This is a genomic window from Veronia nyctiphanis (assembly GCF_004116385.1).
GTDB lineage: Bacteria > Pseudomonadota > Gammaproteobacteria > Enterobacterales > Vibrionaceae > Veronia > Veronia nyctiphanis.
Window position 1 is genome coordinate 1 of sequence record NZ_PEIB01000007.1, and the last position, 20,122, is coordinate 20,122.

The window sequence follows — 20,122 nt, forward strand, 5'->3', positions numbered from 1 at the left end:
TAATTTGAAAATAAGAAATAAAATTATTTATATTAAGAAAAACTAATCAAACATCTTCTAACTGCTCCCATAAAGTTATTAAGTTATTGAAAAATAAAAACTCCCTCATCTCATTAGAGTTTTTTTACCCATAGACAATCAACTAGATTCATATACATTTAACTGCGTTTGGAATGTTTATTTCACTGACATCGGGTGCGTAAATAAAGTGCTTAACCTTCTCTTAGGTAAAGATTTTTCAAAATGGCGCTTATTTTTGTACCAAAGACTCCTTAATTTATGGTGGTTATAATGAAAATCGTATTATCTTCATTTGTAGCAGCGGCACTCTCCTCATCATCAGTTTATGGAACAACACAATTTGGGAATGATTCATTTCTTGGTAAGCGATTAATTACAGATTCAAACTCTGTATATGTTAATAGCGAACAAGTTAATTCCAGTGATATAAGGCTTATACGAGATAAGCTCAGCAAAGGTTATACCCTAGTTATTGATAATAGTGATGCTTATAATGCTGATTCAGCGAAAGAAAATACCAGGAATATTTTAGGTGTTGGCTTTGCAAGTCCATTTGTATTGGCAAGAATGGTAAACGGCCAGCTTGATTTCGAAACCATCAATGTAGAGGGTGATGACTCGACACCGTATAACAATATCTTATCCTCAGCAGCAACCAAAAAAACCATTTCTGCTGCTGTTAATGAAGCAAGCAAGGAAAAATCAAGAGATTCAACCTACCAATTCGCTAAATCTTTGACACGAAATAGTGCTTCAGGTCCTATCGTTGGCTTACCTGAAGGGCAATCTGAGACAAATTCATACACGTTTACGGTGAAGGCTAAAAAATACAACATAAGATGTATAACGCCTTCATTAGAGTACAACTGGTGGAAGGGACATCATGAGTTTAGAGGGCCTGGAGAAGATGTGTGTGGAGGGAAAGCAAACTCGAACATCAGATATACCGTCGACTTAGTGAGATCTGAAGGTGTGAATGGCATCAGTGGCGTTGCTGAAAATAAAAAATATGTTCGTGTCTCAGTGCTTCCAGAGTCCGGCGGTACGGGAATACATTTGACTAATACGTTGCATGAGAAAACAGTAAACGTCTCACAGACTTTACTTTCTCCTTTTGCAGATAACTATTCGTTCTCGGTCGGAACAAACGATATTGATATCGAATTGATTGGACATACGCCCAGCCAAGCCAACCCTGATACAACTCGCAGCGAGACTAACGGATTTACGGTTGGCGTTTCTCTGAGTGCAGGTGCTAATGGAAGCGGTGGCAGTTCTGGAGGAAGTGGTGGTGGTGACGTTAGTGCGTCTGTCAACTACTCGTATACTCACCAGAGAACAATCACAGTAGTAACCAATGAATATACACTTGAAAACCAATCTGGGTATAAACCTGAAAGGGCTGCTTGGACATGGAACCGAAAGTACGGTCTCAACAAGTGCGATTGGTTGAAGAGGCGAGACCATGGCGTCATGTGTAAGTTTACAGGTGGCTTTTGGGAAAAAGGGGCGTTCAATTTAAAAATGTTCTCTGCGATTTCCCACAAAAACTTTGTTCCGGGTTTCAGCGCATCATTTGAAGCTAGCCCGGATAAAGAGGGAATATCTACTTTTGATATAGAGGGCTCCGTGGGGGTAATGTCTTTGCTTGCTACTTCGTACTACCCACTTCTTCGAGTAACTAAGATTACTGATGAACATGTAACAAACGTTGCGCTCAATACGTCTTTTGATATTGATTGGAACAAGGGTGTCTTCTCAGATGAGACCGTGACAGACTAAAGCAAAAAGCCGGGACTGCCCGGCTTTTTCGTTCACACGACATGACTGCAATTCAAGATGATTGCTTGGTATGTGTCTTAAATACCGAGAGTGAAGCAGTTTTCAGCTGATGTTCGATACCGATAATGGCTAACAGGTTTGCGTCAAACATTTTGAACATATGGGTTTCCAGTTCTTCACTTGCTTCTGTCAGCATCATCATTTTGCTTTTTGTCTGTTCGCCGGTGAGCTCTGTCAGCGCGGTCAGTCTGTTGGCAATGCTATCGAGCTTTCTTTTGTCTTTGATTAATGCAGCGTCATGGAGTTGGAAAATACGTTTCAATAACACCTTGCTCTGCAAGTTGACGGACTGGCAAGACGCTACGGCTTTATGCTCATAACGCAAGATTGCACGTTCAAGCCGGAACTGAGTCTCTTTACAGTCCATCCAACACTGCCAAAACAGGGTGTAGTCAAAGTAGTCGGTTTCCCTATACTCACCCAGCAGGTAAGGGTGAATGACCTCATCGATAATGTAAACCAGCTGCTCGTTAAGTTTTCGCGATGCGCCAAGCCATTTGTCACAGCTTTTGTCTTCAAGTTCATTGAGTGTAGTATGAATTCTCCCTCTTAGTACACGAAACATAAGTAACTGTCTTTTATGACAGTCCCTAATGAGCTTATTGCAGATTTTGAGCATACTCTTATACGCCAATCTGTGTTGTGCGTTGTTTCCTTCCTGCGGCAATTGAGAAAGTTCGTGAAGATTGATGAGGAGTTGTCTTAGACGTAACAGCTGCTTTTGTTGGACTTTCTGTTTGTCAGGTGCGTTGAGAGACTTCAGAAGGTTTGACACAGACCGTTTCAACCATGCTGAGAAAAGTGATTGCGTATTCATTGTCTTTATTCCTCATCAGAAAAACTAATGAGAAAGCAGCATGAACAGTGCCAAATTTAAGTCATTGAAAATGTGTAGCTTTCAATAACTAAGTCAGAAGTAAGGGGTGAAAATGGCGCAAAGATGCACCAGTATGGGAAAAAATGAAACGCACATAAAAAAGGAGCTCAGTTAGGCTCCTTTGTTTTTATCATCAAATCAGCGAATTACATCACTCGCATTCCTGCCTGAGCGCCTTCGTGTGGCTCAAGCAACCACAAATCTTTACCACCTGGGCCCGCAGCGAGAATCATTCCCTCTGACATACCAAATTTCATTTTACGAGGTTTCAGGTTAGCGACAACGACGGTGTATTTGCCGACCAAGTCTTCAGGTTGATAAGCGGATTTGATGCCAGAGAATACCTGACGTGTTTCACCGCCAATATCCAGCTGGAATTTGAGCAGTTTGTTGGCTTTTGGTACTGATTCACACGACACAATCTTAGCGATGCGTAAGTCGACTTTTGCAAAGTCATCGAATTCGATTTCATCTGCAATTGGTTCTGCTTCCAGAGGGCTTTTCGCACTTTCAGCGGCTTTCTCGGCAACTGCTTTTTCTGCTGCAGCATCTTCTTTCGATGCTTCAATCAACGCTTCCACATTTTTCGGGTCAATGCGGCTGAACAAGGCTTTGAACTTACTGATCTTGTGAGACGTCAGCGCGGTTGCGACACCATCCCAAGTCAACGTCTCGTTCAGAAACGCTTCTGAGCGCTCAGCCAGTTCAGGCATAACCGGTTTGAGGTAGGCCATTAATACGCGGAACAGGTTGATGCCCATAGAGCAGATGGCCTGCAACTCAGCGTCTTTGCCTTCTTCTTTAGCGATAACCCATGGTGCTTTTTCGTCAACGTATTGATTGGCCTTGTCAGCGAGCGCCATAATTTCACGAATAGCACGGCTGAATTCACGGTTCTCGAACAGCTCGCCAATACGGTCTGCGGCGCCGGCAAATTCAGCATAAAGAGCAGGCTCTGCAACATCTGCTGAAAGCTCACCATCAAAACGTTTGGTAATAAAACCAGCATTTCGAGAGGCAAGGTTTACCAGCTTGTTGACGATGTCTGAATTCACACGTTGAACAAAGTCATCAAGGTTCAGATCAAGATCGTCGATACGGTTATTGAGCTTGGCTGTGTAGTAATAGCGTAAGCACTCCGGGTCGAGGTGCTTAAGGTAGGTGCTCGCTTTAATAAAAGTGCCCTTTGATTTCGACATCTTTGCACCGTTAACGGTGACATAACCATGAACGAACACGTTGGTTGGTTTGCGGAATCCCGCACCTTCCAGCATTGCTGGCCAGAACAGGCTGTGGAAGTAGACGATATCTTTTCCGATGAAGTGGTAAAGTTCAGCATCGCTGTCTACTTTCCAGTATTCATCGAAATTGACGCCGTCGGTTTTGTCACAGTAGTTCTTGAATGAGCCCATATAGCCAATCGGAGCATCCAGCCAAACGTAAAAGTATTTGCCTGGCTCACCCGGAATTTCAAACCCGAAGTACGGCGCATCGCGAGAGATATCCCACTGCTGAAGGCCTGACTCGAACCATTCATTCATTTTGTTGGCCATTTCTTCTTGCAGTGCGCCAGATGTGGTCCACGCTTTCAGCATGTCTCCAAACTGTGGAAGATCGAAGAAGAAGTGCACAGAGTCTTTCATGACTGGTGTCGCGCCACTCACCGCTGATTTTGGATTCAGCAGATCGGTTGGGCTGTAAGTCTCACCGCAGTTGTCGCAGTTATCGCCATACTGGTCTTCGGCCTTACACTTCGGGCAGGTGCCTTTGACGAAACGGTCCGGCAGGAACATTTCCTTTTCTGGGTCAAACAGCTGAGAAATGGTACGACTGTTGATGTAGCCATTGTTTTTGAGCTGCGTATAGATGTGAGACGCCAGTTCGCGGTTTTCTTCGCTGTGAGTGCTATGGTAGTTGTTGTAACTGATGTCAAAACCCGCGAAATCAGTCTGATGCTCTTTTTGCATGTCTGCAATCATTGCTTCTGGCTCGATGCCCAATTGCTGGGCTTTCAGCATGATTGGGGTACCGTGTGCATCATCAGCACAGATGAAGTTTACGGTGTTGCCACGCAGGCGCTGGTAGCGGACCCACACGTCAGCTTGGATATGTTCCAACATGTGGCCGAGGTGGATAGAGCCATTTGCATAAGGCAGAGCACAGGTAACCAGAATTTTTCTAGGATTTGCAGCCATAATTCAGATAATTCGCTTTTGACAGGGTTAATCTAAGTAATCGTCGAATCTTACCTGATACAGGGTAGAATGCCTAGACGGAGTCAGTGAATCCTCTCTGTTTTCCGCCTGATAGCCGCAGTAGGGTGCAACTGCGAAAGAGATAAAGGAGTCGTCGCCGACCATGTTTTTTGGACGAAATAAAAACCAGCCAGTGGATCTTGCTGCCGTTACATCATCACTCAGAGAATTCCACCATCCGATGTTAGTGGAGGGATGGTCAGAGCAACCCGGTATTGTTTCTTTGAATGAAGATAAAAACATCGCCCAAGTCATTCTTCCTTTTGCCAGCCTCGATATCAGGTCGGAGCTGGCGCAATGGCTTGATGCCAACAACGCCGAATTCCCTGAGTCGTTGGTTTTTGAGGTCAGCCAAAAGGTGGCGACGCTAAAATCAGGGGAAAAAACCAAGATCCGTGGTGTGAAGAATATTATCGTGGTCAGCTCAGCCAAAGGCGGTGTGGGTAAATCGACGACCTCGGTGAACCTTGCATTGGCGCTCTTAGCGCAAGGTGCCAAAGTTGGCATTTTGGATGCGGATATCTATGGGCCGTCAGTGCCTCTGATGTTAGGTACCACGGGAAAACAGCCAATTTCCCATGACGGCAAGATGATGGAGCCAATTGAAGCGCACGGTTTGTTCTCTAATTCAATTGGATATTTAGTGCCTGAAGATAACGCTATGGTATGGCGTGGTCCTATGGCATCGAAAGCTTTCGGGCAGTTGATAAATGAAACGAACTGGCCATCACTGGATTATCTGGTTGTCGACATGCCACCGGGTACAGGTGATATCCAGCTCAGCCTTGCGCAGCAATTTCCTGTCACCGGTGCGATTGTAGTCACCACGCCTCAAGATCTTGCACTGGCGGATGCCAATAAAGGCATCATCATGTTTAACAAGGTCGAAGTGCCTGTCGTCGGTGTGATTGAAAATATGAGTTATCACGTTTGCAGCCAATGCGGTCATCAAGAAGACATTTTCGGTCATGGTGGTGCTGAGAAACTGGCGCAGGAGCAGGGAATCGCACTACTCGCCAAAATTCCTCTGCATGTATCGATAAGAGAAGACATTGATAATGGCAAGCCTACGGTCGCTGCGCGTGAAGACGATATTCACAGCCAAATTTATCGTGAACTCGCGCTCTCTGTTGCCAGCCGGCTATATTGGCAAGGAGAGACAGAGGCAGAACAAATAGCGGTGAAATTCACCGATTGAATATATTATTTGTCGAAGAAATATGTCTAAAATATGCACATCTGACAAAGATAATGTGCTCTAAGTCTTATTTTTGTGGCGAAAAGGAATTCAACTCCCTATAATCAGGCGGTTTTATTTTCTCCTCGCTACATATTTTCCGGGTATGCATTTATGAGTGACAATAGCCAGTGTGTGATTATCGGCATTGCAGGCGCTTCTGCTTCAGGTAAAAGCCTGATTGCAAGAACTATCTATCAGGAACTGAAAGAAAAAGTAGGCGATCACCAGATTGGTGTGATCACTGAAGACAGGTATTATCGCGATCAAAGCCATTTGAGCCTCGAAGAGCGCACTAAAACCAACTACGATCATCCACAGGCTTTTGACCACGATCTTCTGTGCCAGCACTTGTCTGAGTTAATGGAAGGAAAATCTGTAGAAGTCCCGCAGTATAGCTATGCTGAACACACGCGTATGGCAGATACCACGACGATGACACCGAAGAAAGTGATCATTCTTGAAGGTATCTTGTTGCTGACTGACCCGCGCCTGCGCGAATTAATGCATGCCACCATTTTTATGGACACACCGCTCGATATCTGTCTGCTTCGCCGGGTTAGCCGCGATGTGACAGAGCGGAGTCGAACCATGGAAACAGTATTAGAGCAATACCAAAAGACAGTTCGTCCCATGTTTCTTCAATTTATTGAACCGTCTAAACAGTATGCTGATATTATCGTGCCACGGGGCGGAAAAAACAGGATAGCAATCGATGTGTTGAAAGCACATATTGCCAAACTGCTCAAAGCATAATAAAAAGCCGGATTAATCCGGCTTTTTCTCTATTTACCTCTGGAACCGTCATCATTCTTCGTCAAAATAGTGTGCCAGCAGGTATCGATTTATATTTTTCAGGAGTTGCGCAATGAGATTATGCGACAGGCATATCGTAGAACACCTCGATCAGGGGAAGATCGTTATTGAGCCCCGCCCGGATGTGGCGTCTATTTCAGGTGTAACTGTGGATGTCTCTCTGGGTAATGAATTTCGCGTATTTAATGATCACGGTGCGCCATATATTGACCTCTCTGGTCCAAAAGAGCAGGTATCGGCACAGCTTGAAAAAGTCATGAGTGAAGAAATTCACGTCGATGACGGCGAGTCGTTTTATCTACATCCGGGGCAGTTAGCATTGGCGGTTACTCACGAATCTGTGACGTTACCCGCCGATATTGTTGGTTGGCTAGATGGTCGTTCATCATTGGCCCGTCTGGGATTGATGGTGCACGTCACAGCACACCGTATTGATCCGGGTTGGTCAGGTAAAATTGTTCTTGAGTTTTATAACAGTGGTCGTTTGCCGTTGGCACTGAGACCTAAAATGCCGATTGGCGCACTGAGCTTTGAGAAAATGTCTGGTGAAGCCGACCGCCCTTATAACAAGCGCGATAATGCCAAGTATAAGAATCAACAAGGTGCTGTTGCTTCTAAGATTAATGAAGATTAATTGAGACACAGGCAAGGCAAAAATGACGGTTGGCTGCGAGGTCAGCCGTTTTTTTATTTTTGGGAGAGTGCAGCACGTTTACTATCTGGTATGGTGAGAAAAATTTATCAGTTTCCATTATTAGCTTGCTGCTCTTTATTCGCAGCGAAAGGATGATTTTCTCGTCATGAAAAAAATACTATCAGTCATTGTCGGCTTGTTCGTTGCGCTTATTGTTGGCGTCGTGATTCTGGTTAATGTCATCAACCCGAATCAATTCAAGCCTCTGCTGGTCGAGCAGGTTAAAAATCAAATCAATCGTGATCTGGTGATTGAGGGAGACATCAGTTGGCGGTTCTGGCCAAGTCTCGGTTTCTCTATCGACAAGCTTGCCCTAAAAAATCCTCAGGGCTTTGCTGAGTCTGACTTGATCAGTATCGGTCACGCTGAAATGTCTGTGGCGGTAATGCCGTTGTTATCTGATACGTTAGAAGTCGGCCTTGTTAGCCTGAAAGATTCAAGGGTGTATATTCAGACGCTTGCCAACGGGGAAAGTAATTTTGATGGCATGAGCGCGACATCACCCTCTGCTTCCTCCACCGAAAGTGCGCAAAGCCCGACGAAGGAAAGCTCTAACACGGAAAATCAAGCTACTGAAAAGTCCCCAAGTAATGAGCCAGCTTTAGCGTGGAAAATCGAAGTCAAAGGTGTTGAGTTGCTCAATGCCAGCGCAGTCCTTCGTGACGATAAAGCGGCATCTCTTACTGAACTGTCGGACATGAACCTGACGATTGGCGAAGTGAAGTTTGGTGAGTGGGTACCTATTGCATTTGATATTCAGGGTAAGCAGAACACGATGCGTTTCGCCGCTAAAGGGGCCGTAGAGGCGAAACTTGCGCAAGAGATAATGGAAAGCCAGTTAAAAGATTTGACCTTTAATGCCGACCTAAATGATGCCGCTATGCGACTGGATAGCGCCAGTATTGATATTGATCAGCTCGCGCTAGGCTCTGTGTCCAAGACACGTTTTTCGGCAAAGGGTGAAGCCTCGGGTATGTCGTTTGACAGCGCAGGCGAGCTTTCTTTTAGCCTGAACTCAGCGATGACCCTCGTCAGTGCGACAGGCATCGAACTGAGTGCTGACTTGGCAGGTGATGCATTGCCGAAGAAAGCCATGAAAGTGGCATTCATGGGTGATGCGGCGTACGACCTTAACAAAAAAAGGGCAGACCTCAGTTCACTGTCACTAACGGCGGATAATATTGAGGTTAACGGTAATGCCAATGTGACACTTAACGATATTCCTGCCATTCGCTTTGCGCTCTCAAGCAACGATGTTGATTTGGATGCATTCTTGGGCCTCAAAAGTAAGTCTAGCGAAACACCACCTGTCTCGGACGAACAAGAAGGTCGTTCTGAAAACGATAGAGCCGAAGGCACCAAAGAGAGCGTCGCCAAAAAGCCAGTCTCTGACGTTGAGCCTGATTTGTCAGCTTTGAAAGGCCTAGACCTTGCCGGTCAATTTACGCTGGGCAAGCTGAAGGCAGCAAATGTTAAGGTTTCCGATGTCGCATTGGATCTGGCTGTAAATCGTGGCTTGGTATCTATTAAGCAGTTCAACGCGAAATTGTATGAGGGGACTGTGTTAGCCAAAGCGAAACTGGATGCCAGAAAAGCGATCGCAAGTCATAGCGTCAATTTCAGTGCCAAAAGCATTCAGATTCAACCTTTGCTGATGGATGCGGCTCAGCAAGATATCTTGGCGGGTAAAGGCAACGTCACGGCCAATGTTCGCGGTGTAGGTCTCTCGGAGAAAAAGCTGAGAAGTGGCATCACTGGCACTGTTGATCTGAATCTTGCTGATGGTGCGGTGAAAGGTATCAATGTGGCCGAAATGATTCGTGAAGCGAGAGCGGCGATAAAAGGACAAAAAGCCGACTACGTGAAAGAAGAGAGAAAAACAGATTTCAGCGGCCTAACAGCGACCTTTAAACTGGGTAAAGGTGTTGCTTCTACCAACAATGTCAAATTGGAAGCTCCGCTCGTCAGGGTGCGTAGTGAAGGGCAGACATCGCTGGTCAAAGAGACCCTCGATTTTGATGTGTTTGTGTCCGTTGTGGAGACAAGCAAAGGGCAGGGTGGTAAAGACATTGATGAGCTAAAAGACGTCACTATTCCGGTTAATGTGTTCGGCACATGGCAGGCGCCAGACTACAACATCGATTTCAAGACGCTTTTAAAAGCCAATGCCAGTAAAAAACTTGAGGATAAAGCCCGTAAAGAAGCCGAACGCGGTCTGAAGAAACTGCTCGGTGACAAGGTCGGTGAAGACGAAACGAAGGATCTTGCGGATAAGCTATTGAAAGGGCTGTTTAATTAATTCATAAACGCGCGTTTAAATACTGACAAGACTTCAAGCTGTCAGTACAATAACGCGCTTTGCTGAAACACAGGAAGTTACCCAGATATGGATTCAGTCACTCAGGCGGCACTCGGTGCCACTGTTGCCGGTGTCGTTGCAGGAAAAAAGTGTCGCCCTAAACACCTCCTCGCAGGGGCATTGTTAGGGACATTACCTGATATGGATGTGGTGCTTCAGCACGGCGATCCTATCAGTGACATGATTGGCCATCGCGGTTTTAGCCATTCGATTTTTGTTCTTGCGCCATTTTCAGCCGTTTTAGCGTGGCTTTGGAAACGGTTAACGGCGACGTCTTGGTCCTTGGGGCATGTCTTTGCATTTTGCCTGCTGATATTGACGACGCACCCGATGCTGGATGCGTTCACCAGTTACGGAACTCGTTTCTTCTGGCCTATCTTCCCCGAACCGATATCGGTATCGAGTATTTTCATTATTGACCCAGCTTATACATTACCCCTCCTGATTACGCTGGTGGGTGCGTTGATCTGGCGTAGCGTGCTGCCCGATTGTGCTCCGTGGGTTTGATTATTTCTTCTGCCTATTTGCTTTGGTCAGTGTTTGCGATGGAGACAATTCAGGAACAGGTCGAACAGGAGCTCGCAGGCACTGAAATGGCCGATAAGCCTATTTTTTTATCGCCAACACCTCTCAATACTGTGTTGTGGCGGGTGATTGTCCGTGATGATGAACAACAGTGGGAAGCCTTGGTTTCACTGCTAGATGACGACAAACGTATTAGTTGGATGAAGCAAAAGGCGGGTAAGTGGCCTTTATCTGATAAGCCATTACGGATTCAGAAATTTGAAGCATTTACTGATGGCTTTGTGCGTTATCAGGAGGAAGGCGATACATTAACGGCGACGGATATTAGGCTTGGTATGGCAATGTACCACCCGTTTCGCTTTGTCGTTGCTGATAAAGCGGCCGATGGTCAATGGCAGGAAGTACACCCCACTCAACTGGACCCAGGCATTATTGTGCCTCGTACGATTCCGGCGTTGTGGATGAGATTGTTAGGAAAACAAGATATAGATGCAAGACTCTGTAATCGATTTGATTGTTACGACTGAATAGGATCATGTCGATCCAAATAGTATTTAAAGACAAAAAAGGCTGCTTCGTGCAGCCCTTTTTATTAGGTAATACTTCAGTTACCAATCAATTCCCTTACGGGCTTTTACGCCTGATTCAAAGGCATGTTTGATACTGCGCACTTCAGAGACAGTATCTGCCAGTTCAACCAATGTACGGTGCGCGGCTCTTCCCGTAATGATGACAGACTGTTCTGCCGGGCGGTTATTTAAAGCCTCTACAACTTCGTCTAACGCGATATAGTCATAGGTCACCATATAAGTCAGCTCATCAAGCAGTATCACATCATAGGCAGGGTCGGAGAGCATTTTCTTACACTCCTGCCAGACAAGCTGTGCAGCATCTGTGTCGGCGGTCTTATCTTGTGTATCCCACGTAAAGCCTGTCGCCATAACGTGAAAATCCACTCCATTATTGGCTAACAGATTACGCTCACCGCATTCCCAGTTACCTTTGATGAATTGAGCAACACCACACTTTTGGCCGTGTCCGGTTGCACGGGCAACCATACCGAATCCAGAGGTTGATTTGCCTTTTCCATTACCTGTAATGACAAGCAGTAAGCCTTTTTCAATCTGAGCAGCGGCAACTTTTTCATCAACTTTTTCTTTGATTTTACTTTGGCGGGCTTTATAACGCTCATCACTCATGGGAGAACAAATCCTTTAAGTTCGGGGAATAATCAAAACAATGCTGAGCACATGATAACGGAGGTTACCTCGTAGGTGCCAGTAAGCGTTGTGTTCAGCGTGTCGATTTTGACATACTCGTTGTGATTCGATGTATTCGGACGATATGCAAGGTAAAATAAAACATAGAAGTGATAGGAAGGAAGCGAATCGATCATGGAAATCAAAACCCCGTCAGTGCTGGTTGTGTGCATGGGAAATATCTGTCGCTCACCGACAGGTGAGGCGGTTCTGAAAAAGCGGGCTGCAGAACGTGGTCTTGAGTTGATTGTGGATTCCGCCGGAACAATCAATTATCACGAGGGCAACGCGCCAGACCCGCGCTCGGTATTGGCGGGAGAGGGGCGAGGGTATAGTTTTAAGGGAATGAAATCGCGCCCTGTCGTTACAAAAGATTTCAGCCAGTTTGATATGATTCTGGCGGCAGACAAGGATAACCTGAAAGATCTACTGGCGATGTGCCCGCAAGAATCGAAGCATAAAGTCAGCTTATTTTTGAGCCATGGTAATGGGCATGTGGATGAGATCCCCGATCCTTACTTTGGTGGAAGTCGGGGTTTTGAGGATGTGCTTGACCTGATCGAAGAAGCGTCTGACTGTATTCTCAACAGACTGGAGAAGGATTGATCGTATTGTTGGTGGCAGATTAATGCGTATAAAATGTACGTCTACTGCTAACACGTAGGATTAACCCCTGTTTTTCCCTCATAATTGCTTGTTTGTGAGCCGTGCCTCTTATACTCTCAAAAGAAGCCGCTCTTTCTGGAACAAGAGGTAAGAGATTGAAACTGCAACAACTAAAATATTTGAAGGCGATTAAGGATAACAACCTCAATGTCTCTGCCGCCTCTCAGTCTATGTTTACGACCCAGCCCGGCGTTAGCAAGCAGGTTGGCTTGCTTGAGAAAGAGCTAGGTGTTCGTATCTTTGAACGTCGGGGCAAGAACCTCAGCGGTATCACGCCAATTGGTGAAAAGATTCTCGATCAGGTAGAACGCATGTTGGCGCTTGAGCAAAAGATTAAAGCGTTAGCGAATGAGCACCTTGACCCAAGCATAGGTACGCTGAACATCTACACCACGCATACCATTGCGCGGTATCTGCTACCAAGTAGCGTTTCGTACTTCACGCAGAAGTACCCGAACATTAACTTTCATCTGCATCCTACAATGCCTTTGCAAACCAAAGGTGTTATCAGTAAAGGCCATTCCGATTTCTCTATCGTGGCACATGATGTCGGTATGGATAATGATTTAGTGATGTTACCTGCGTACCTTTGGACGTTGGGGCTTGTCGTGCCTGAGGATCATCCGCTTGCTGAGATTGATCAACCGTCGCTAGAGCAGCTTTCAGAGTATCCAATACTGAGCTATGAGCCGAGTGCCACAGGCCGGCAGGTTCAGGATGCGGCATTTGCTGACGCAGGCGTTACGCCTAATTACTTTATGACGGTAATGGATGCTGATGTGATCAAGCGCTACGTTCAGCTTGGATTTGGTATCGGTATTATTTCCACGCTTGCCGCGAGAGATATCGATAACACAGGGTTGAAGTACATTAACCTCGATCATCTGTTTGAGCCGTGTAAAGCCTGGATTTGTTTCAGTAAAGACATACTGCTGCAAAACTACATGTATGATTTTCTATCCTCTTTTTCTCCTCATCTTACGAAAAGCCTGATGGAGAATGTACTGATGCAACAGCAGAGCAGTGAGAAGCTAGAACGCTTGTTTGATGGTATTGAGCTGCCTGTCTACTAACCGTCGAGTTAGATGTGTTTAATGAAAAATGCATCTAACTCACACCCACCTAATCAAGAAAAATATGCTATTTGCCACAATTAATATAATTGAGTGTTTTTTCTAATATCAGAATAAATTAATTATTAAATCGATAATAAAAATTAACTATTTTCTTGATGAAAAATGCATCTAATTCAAACCTATCTAAATAATGAAAAGTGATACTAGTTCCAAATAATGTAATTGAAATTTTGTTTTAATGTCTGAATAATATATTTGTCAATCACTAATAAAATAACTTATCAAATAATAAAAATTAACTATTTTCTTGATGAAAAATGCATCTAATTCAAACCTATCTAAATAATGAAAAGTGATACTAGTTCCAAATAATGTAATTGAAATTTTGTTTTAATGTCTGAATAAGATATTTATCAATCACTAATAAAATAACTTATCAAATAATAAAAATTCACCATTTCTATTGTTATTTAATAATCACTAAGTTAACCCAAGATGAATTATCTAAATGGAGTGAATTTATGAGTAGCACATTAGAAAGAGCGGGCTTTTACCAAAAAGATGCATCTAAGGTTAGCGAAAATACTTCTAGCAATGAACGAAACAATGGGAATAGCTCTTCAGAAAATACTGGAGGAAGAAGAAAAAAACGTCCATCAAGCACGCGAACGAAAACGCCAGACATGCTGAGACGGCCCACCGAGAAAATGAGAATAAAGCTAGGGCGGCTAGACAAGGAAAAAACCTCTGGCAAGAATCATCCAGCGGTCATCATCGCAACCCAATACTCTCAGCTGTACAAAATTCTATTGCTCAGAGTACCCAAAGTGGTGGAGGGCAAAACCACCTTCAGCTGACGCAAGGGATTAGTAATAGCCTCAATACCGTAAATAACGCACCTTTTGCAGTAGGTGTTTCTTCTGATTGGGCAAGGGGGAAAGGAGAGAACAAACCTCAGGGAGCCAACGTAAGGCATATTGCACGTCCTTTTGCTCAGATTAATGCAATCGGTAACACAGTCACTGCTTTTGCGGATCCCAACGCTTCTGGTACGGAACAAGCACAAAATACTCTATCGGCTCTTGGGCAAGGTTTTATTAATGGTTGGGCTGTGCAAGACGTCCACGACCAAATTCAAGCCAACCAAAGGGAGCCGGAAACGCCACCACCAAGACGACAGCCAAGTAGTAGTCCTAATCGAGCACCTTTGCAGCATGGGCAGATAACTCACGATCAATTTATGAATCCTCCTAGGGATAATAACAGACCGACGCAGCAAAGAGCCCAACCGTCACCAAGTAATAGTCCTAACCGAGCAAATAATTTGCAGTCTGGACGTATAAGCTACGGTCAATTTATGAATGATACTAGTCCTAATCGAGCACCTTTGCAGAATGGGCTGATAAATCACGATCAATTTACGAATCCTCCTACTAGGCCTAATAACATACCGCCGCAGCACAGAACCCCCCCGGTCCCTACACAAAAACCCACCAGTACTCTTAGGGGGGTTGCAAACGTTGCTGGCGTTGTAGGGCCAGCAGTACAGGGTGTTGCTTCAGGATTTGGTGCGTACAATGGCATTCAAAACTGGCATCAATCTGATCATTATCAACGAACTCAAACCGCACTAGATACAGCAAATACGGGAATTTGGCTAACAATTGCTGGAGCCGAAGCAGCGGCACTTGCTGGTTCAGCTGTCGCTAGTAGGATGGCTGGTCGTGCTTGGTCTCTTCTTGGCTTTACCTCTGGCATCGCTTCAGGTGCGCAGTTTGGAAAGGGAATATATGACATTACTCAAGGGCAAGGCTTTTCCGCAACTACTAACATCATCGGTGGCGTAGGCGGGTTGGTCGCAGGAGGGTTGGCTGTTAAGGGCAAGGTTGGCGCTGCGACGGCAATTGGAACAGCTGCAGCGGCGCTTCCTGCTGCCGCTGGCATTGCTAATGCTGTGCAAAATAACAAAACGCAATGGGGCGCGAATAATGCATCGGTTGTCGGCACAATTGAAAAACAGGTATTTGATGAAGCAGTAAAAGCGACGGGGAAGGACCAGAAAACAACATTTGAGTCAGTAGCCAATGAGTATGAACAAAGATTACCTTTTACCTTCGATAGTGTTTGGAATAACAGTCATCAGGCTGATTTTTTGGCAAATCAGAACAACAATACCCGTTTTGTCCCTCCACGTTACCATGAGGCTGTACTTGGGTCGCACCCACAAGCCGACCGATTTGGGGGGCATAGGCCAGTAGGTTCAGAAGATAGTTCGTAGATTTAGATCTTTCTAGTAACAGGCCTGCGGCAAAAGAGCGTCAGAGAGCTCCTGCCTATAAAGTATGGGGAAATTTATCAAATAACTTCAACTACAGGGGTGTTGAGTTCCAGAAGATTGATGAATTAGAGCTTAAAACCGAACGTGATTATGTAGGGCGAGGAAGGCAAAGTGCTCCGGGTAAACAAAAGGCAAATCTTGTTGTGATCAATGGCAATGATTGGCGACATCGTAACGTGTCGCGACCTGGCATACCGACTACGATCGGGGAAGGTGCGGCAGCTGAAAGGCGAATTGTGACTGACCCTACTAAACCCACAGTGATAATTGCGGGACGGGATTTTCACGATACACAGATACGTCTTCGTAACAAGGAAGATAGGGTTATCTTTAGAGAGCCACCGACTAAAAATATAAATATAATCAGTGACTACCCACCAAATATACAATTTGAATTTGAAGAGGGGAGGAGTGATGTTTCTATGAACTCAAAGAAAGATCAAATTGTTAGATGGTCTTCTAGAGATAATGATAATAGATTTCATGGAAGGGTAGGGCAAACTCACGATACATACTCCTTCAACAACGAGCCGCTAGTTAATGTTTACTATGATAACACGGTAACATAAATTAGACTGATGTTCGGCTAGGTTCGCCTGCTTACTTTGAGTAAGCAGGCTTCTTTGTCGTTACAGAGCCTCACACTCTTCAGCAGTAAGTTTCTTCTTTGCATTCTTTTGTGGCAAATACCACCGAGAGACACCTCGATATAATTTGGAAACAGCCATCTCGGGTGACATAGTTTTATTTATCACACCAATGCTGGTTTGCCAGATGTCTCTTTCCATTCTTGACAAGTGCTGAGCTGTACTACGAATAGTAGAATCGCACTCGTCACGCCATGACATCATCTCTTGCGCTATTGGGTCGCTTACGTCAAAGAAGTGATTGGACAGCGAGAAAAAGCCAGACATTTCGTTGGTGAGGATATTAGCGAACTCCGCAGTAGTCATCCACTCGAGGAAAATCTGAGCTGCCTCGGCGTTTTTACTTTTTGCATTCAGGCCCATACCCAAGTCTGTGTGATCACTGAAATAACAGGCATCGCCACGTTTTTCGACAGGCGGCTTAAATACTCCGAGATTGATCTTATCTTTGAACGTAAGAATATCCCAAGAGCCCGCTGGATAAACGGCTGCTTTTCCTTCGGCGAAGAGTGATATCGCATCTGCATAGGTGCGAGAACTATATCTATTACCAAGATATTTTGACCAGCGTTTAAGGTGATGAAAGGTGTTGAGATAGGCTTCACTATCGATGCGTTCTTTACCTTCAATCAAAGCGAAACGGCCATCTTCTCCTTTCCAAAAGTTAGGGCCAATATTTTGAAAGCCCATGGTTGCTGCTTCCCACTTATCTTTGGTACCCATTGCAAGGGGGACATAACCTTCTTGTTTTGCACGCTCAAGAACATTAAAGAATTCGTCGTTGGTTTCAGGTCTGGTGACACCAAGTTTTTTGAAGATGTCTTTGTTGTACATGAAGCCATGAATGACAGACGCCATGGGTAAGCAGAATGTTTGCGCACCGGAATCTGTTTGCCATGGTGCTTGTGCAAAACTCGGGAAGTTTTCGATCCCGTTCATCTCGGTGATTTCTTTCAGGTACCCTGCTTCGAAAAGAGGGAGAGAACCATCAAAAGGACGACAGGCAATCAAGTCGCCAGCTTTGCCGTTTTCGAATCTGCTTTTTAATTCGGAATCAAATTGAGCTGAGTCATCCGATGAACGATAAACAACGGTAATTTCCGGATGATGTTTATTGAACGCGGGAATGATCTTTTGTTCCCAAATTGCATCGTCTTTTCGCCATGAATCGACAGTAATAGTAGTTTGCGCCATGACTGGCGCAGCAATATTCAGTAACACTGAACCGAGCAGGCTTAGAGATAAATATTTCTTCATGTCATGTACCTCAGACACGGAATTTAGAGATGAGAGACTGTTGACCGACTGCGAGCTCGGACAACGAAGCACTGCTGCTTGCTGAGTCTTTGGCATCTCGCTCGGCATCAGTCGCAACAATTGCAATACCATGGATATGTTCTGCCACATCGGTACTGACTTTGATTTGTTCTTCCGTCGCTTGTGCTACGTGAATGGCCATTTCCTGAATCGCGGCCATACGCCCAGCAATATCTTGCAGCATATCATCTGTGATACGTGTCTGTTGCAGACAGTCAGACATTTGATCCTGACTATGGCTCATGGTTTCAGCCATATTGGTGGCATTGTTTTGCAGCTGACTGATCATCGACTTAATCTCTTCTGTCGATTGTTGTGTTCTGTTTGCTAATGCACGTACTTCATCAGCAACAACAGCAAAGCCTCGACCCTGAGAGCCGGCTCGCGCAGCTTCAATGGCAGCATTGAGTGCCAGCAGGTTGGTCTGCTCAGCAATCTCTTCGATGACATAGAGTACTGAACCGATATTTGACGAGTAATCCTTCAATTGCTTCATGTTGATAGCAGCTTGTTCAACATTTGCCGACAGAGACTCGGTTAGCTTACGACTCAATGTAACCTGCGCTCTGCCTTTATCTGCAGCATCATTAGCTCCATCAACCTCAGCGACTGCCATTTCTGTTGCGCGAGAGATCTCTTTGGCGCTGACTTCCATTTGCGCTATGGCAGCGGCAACTTGTTCTGTGCGTGAGCGCTGATCTTCAGCTCGCATCTGGGAGCTTTCGCTGACTGATGCTGAACGTTGAGCCTCATCAAGCACCTGTTTTGCACCAACATTAAACTCTGACAGCGTAGAAGCCATCGTATCTGCCATGCTGTCTATGGCGGTACTTAGCTCACCAAATTCATCATGACTGATGTAGTTGGTACGCTTTCTCATGTCGCCGTTTTTCAGCTCGTTGAGTACGCGTCTGATTTTAGATAACGGCTTCTGAATCTTTCTCGTTGTGCTTACAACGACAAATAACCCGATTACAGCAGCGATAAATGTCATCGACAATGTTGAGTAAAGTGCGTCATTGAGGGCCTCATCGGCCTCTATCATACTCTGCTCAGACTGCTGATTAGCATAAATGACATAGTCATTAAGTTTGTTACGAATGGTATTGAGCTGTGCCTGTGTTTGTTCGTTTGCTGTGGTCCAAACCTGTTGCTGCGATTTTTGCTGTGACAATATCGCAATAAGGCCATTCTCACCCAGAGTCAACTCGCTCATGCGATTCAGGTTTCGGGTAAACCGGGTTTTCACGTCCTCTGGAACAGAGATTCTTTCCAAGCGTTTGAAGGCGATTTCAATATCTTTTGTGAGCGTCTTTTTCAGAGTCTCCAAGTCGGTATTCCTGTCTGCACGCCTAAGGGCTTTTAAGTCACGTGCAATCCCGCTGGTAATAAGCTCGGCTCTGTTTCGCAAGGAACGTTTCACGGCGGCCTTTTGTAAGAGCAGATTAGCAGCCCAATTGTACGTGTCTTCAAGTCTCATAAACTGCAGCATCAATGTGTCTTGCTGGTTTTCGAGCTGGAGAAGGGTGGTCTTTACGGTGAGCAGTTGCTCTGCTCCTGAAAAATAGTCACCTGACGCGACTTCAATATCTCTCAAGGTACGTTGATCTCTTGGAGACTCAATTTTCACCGCAATGTTGTCTAAGGTCAGTTTGTACTGCTGATGCAGTTGTTGAAAGGCGCTTGTATCTTCAGGTTGACCTGAGCTGCCGTATGTTTGTACGAAAAGGTTGGTCTCGGCAAGTTTGTTAATAAGTTGCCCAGATGCGACAACAACGGGGGTAGATTTTTGAGTGATATGCTCGACCTTCTCTTGCATCGTCTTTGCGTTGAAAAAACTGACGCTGCTGATTAAGGCCATCAAACAAAACATCAACGCAAAACCGATAACGGTTCTCTGTACTACTGATATTTTCATGGCGTATGAGGTCCACCTGATTGAAATGATTGCTACGATGTCAAAATAACAATAATTTTATACGAAAAATAACTCTTTTGAATCGCGAATAATAATTGTGTAACACATCAATAAATGTACTTACTTCTACTTGATGAGTGACTTTTGCGATAAAAGTGCTGCTAATGTCACATATTATTTTTCGATATAAACTAACGCAATGGGGTTGGAGTGATTTTGAGTGAAAAGTCAAAAAAGCCTGTTAAACAGGCTTTAGAAGTGGAAGATAAGCTTAA

Annotated in this window: 16 protein-coding genes; 11 read left to right on the top strand and 5 right to left on the bottom strand. The window is 44.9% G+C overall.

The window, feature by feature from the left end; genetic code table 11:
- Nucleotides 1-291: 291 nt before the first annotated feature.
- Nucleotides 292-1,803, top strand: coding sequence for a leukocidin family pore-forming toxin (locus CS022_RS07650; RefSeq protein ID WP_161569594.1), 1,512 nt, complete (start codon nt 292-294; stop codon nt 1,801-1,803).
- A 52-nt stretch (nt 1,804-1,855) separates the two neighbouring features.
- Here CS022_RS07650 and CS022_RS07655 read toward each other — a convergent pair whose 3' ends face one another.
- Both CS022_RS07655 and metG read right to left on the bottom strand, forming a co-directional pair.
- Nucleotides 1,856-2,680, bottom strand: a complete 825-nt coding sequence (locus tag CS022_RS07655) for a hypothetical protein (protein WP_129121795.1) — start codon at nt 2,678-2,680, stop codon at nt 1,856-1,858.
- 206 nt (nt 2,681-2,886) lie between these two features.
- Complete coding sequence (metG, locus tag CS022_RS07660; protein ID WP_129121796.1) at nt 2,887-4,935, bottom strand: methionine--tRNA ligase; 2,049 nt, start codon at nt 4,933-4,935, stop codon at nt 2,887-2,889.
- 163 nt (nt 4,936-5,098) lie between these two features.
- Here metG and apbC point away from each other — a divergent pair, with 163 nt between their 5' ends.
- The 6 genes from apbC (at nt 5,099) to CS022_RS27655 (ending at nt 11,153) form a co-directional block, all read left to right on the top strand.
- A complete protein-coding gene (gene apbC, locus CS022_RS07665; RefSeq protein ID WP_129121797.1) occupies nt 5,099-6,193 on the top strand; it encodes an iron-sulfur cluster carrier protein ApbC in 1,095 nt (364 codons plus the stop codon).
- A gap of 153 nt (nt 6,194-6,346) precedes the next feature.
- Nucleotides 6,347-6,988: a uridine kinase gene (gene udk, locus CS022_RS07670; protein ID WP_129121798.1), complete on the top strand. Its 642-nt coding sequence runs from the start codon at nt 6,347-6,349 to the stop codon at nt 6,986-6,988.
- Between the two features lie 112 nt (nt 6,989-7,100).
- A complete protein-coding gene (gene dcd, locus CS022_RS07675) occupies nt 7,101-7,682 on the top strand; it encodes a dCTP deaminase (RefSeq protein ID WP_129121799.1) in 582 nt (193 codons plus the stop codon).
- A 166-nt stretch (nt 7,683-7,848) separates the two neighbouring features.
- Nucleotides 7,849-10,041, top strand: a complete 2,193-nt coding sequence (locus CS022_RS07680) for an AsmA family protein (RefSeq protein ID WP_129121800.1) — start codon at nt 7,849-7,851, stop codon at nt 10,039-10,041.
- Nucleotides 10,042-10,128: 87 nt separating this feature from the next.
- Nucleotides 10,129-10,608: a metal-dependent hydrolase gene (locus CS022_RS27650; RefSeq protein WP_328590331.1), complete on the top strand. Its 480-nt coding sequence runs from the start codon at nt 10,129-10,131 to the stop codon at nt 10,606-10,608.
- A 38-nt stretch (nt 10,609-10,646) separates the two neighbouring features.
- Entirely contained in the window at nt 10,647-11,153 is a 507-nt protein-coding gene (locus CS022_RS27655; protein ID WP_328590332.1) for a hypothetical protein, read from the top strand.
- Between the two features lie 81 nt (nt 11,154-11,234).
- On the opposite strand, the gene cobO is transcribed toward CS022_RS27655, so the two are convergent.
- On the bottom strand, nt 11,235-11,825 hold the full coding sequence (cobO, locus tag CS022_RS07690; RefSeq protein ID WP_129121801.1) for a cob(I)yrinic acid a,c-diamide adenosyltransferase: 591 nt from the start codon (nt 11,823-11,825) through the stop codon (nt 11,235-11,237).
- Nucleotides 11,826-12,020: 195 nt separating this feature from the next.
- Here cobO and CS022_RS07695 point away from each other — a divergent pair, with 195 nt between their 5' ends.
- The 4 genes from CS022_RS07695 to CS022_RS07710 all read left to right on the top strand — a co-directional run bounded on the left by CS022_RS07695 (nt 12,021) and on the right by CS022_RS07710 (nt 15,905).
- Nucleotides 12,021-12,491, top strand: a complete 471-nt coding sequence (locus tag CS022_RS07695; RefSeq protein WP_129121802.1) for a low molecular weight protein-tyrosine-phosphatase — start codon at nt 12,021-12,023, stop codon at nt 12,489-12,491.
- A gap of 155 nt (nt 12,492-12,646) precedes the next feature.
- Nucleotides 12,647-13,624: a LysR substrate-binding domain-containing protein gene (locus CS022_RS07700; protein ID WP_129121803.1), complete on the top strand. Its 978-nt coding sequence runs from the start codon at nt 12,647-12,649 to the stop codon at nt 13,622-13,624.
- A 524-nt stretch (nt 13,625-14,148) separates the two neighbouring features.
- On the top strand, nt 14,149-14,484 hold the full coding sequence (locus CS022_RS07705; RefSeq protein WP_129121804.1) for a hypothetical protein: 336 nt from the start codon (nt 14,149-14,151) through the stop codon (nt 14,482-14,484).
- Nucleotides 14,485-14,984: 500 nt separating this feature from the next.
- The gene (locus tag CS022_RS07710; protein ID WP_129121805.1) at nt 14,985-15,905 is read left to right on the top strand and encodes a hypothetical protein; all 921 of its coding nucleotides are present in this window, start codon (nt 14,985-14,987) and stop codon (nt 15,903-15,905) included.
- Nucleotides 15,906-16,594: 689 nt separating this feature from the next.
- Here the strand turns inward: CS022_RS07710 and CS022_RS07715 are convergent.
- Both CS022_RS07715 and CS022_RS07720 read right to left on the bottom strand, forming a co-directional pair.
- The gene (locus CS022_RS07715) at nt 16,595-17,869 is read right to left on the bottom strand and encodes an ABC transporter substrate-binding protein (RefSeq protein ID WP_129121806.1); all 1,275 of its coding nucleotides are present in this window, start codon (nt 17,867-17,869) and stop codon (nt 16,595-16,597) included.
- A 10-nt stretch (nt 17,870-17,879) separates the two neighbouring features.
- Complete coding sequence (locus tag CS022_RS07720) at nt 17,880-19,847, bottom strand: methyl-accepting chemotaxis protein (protein WP_129121807.1); 1,968 nt, start codon at nt 19,845-19,847, stop codon at nt 17,880-17,882.
- Between the last annotated feature and the right edge of the window lie 275 nt (nt 19,848-20,122).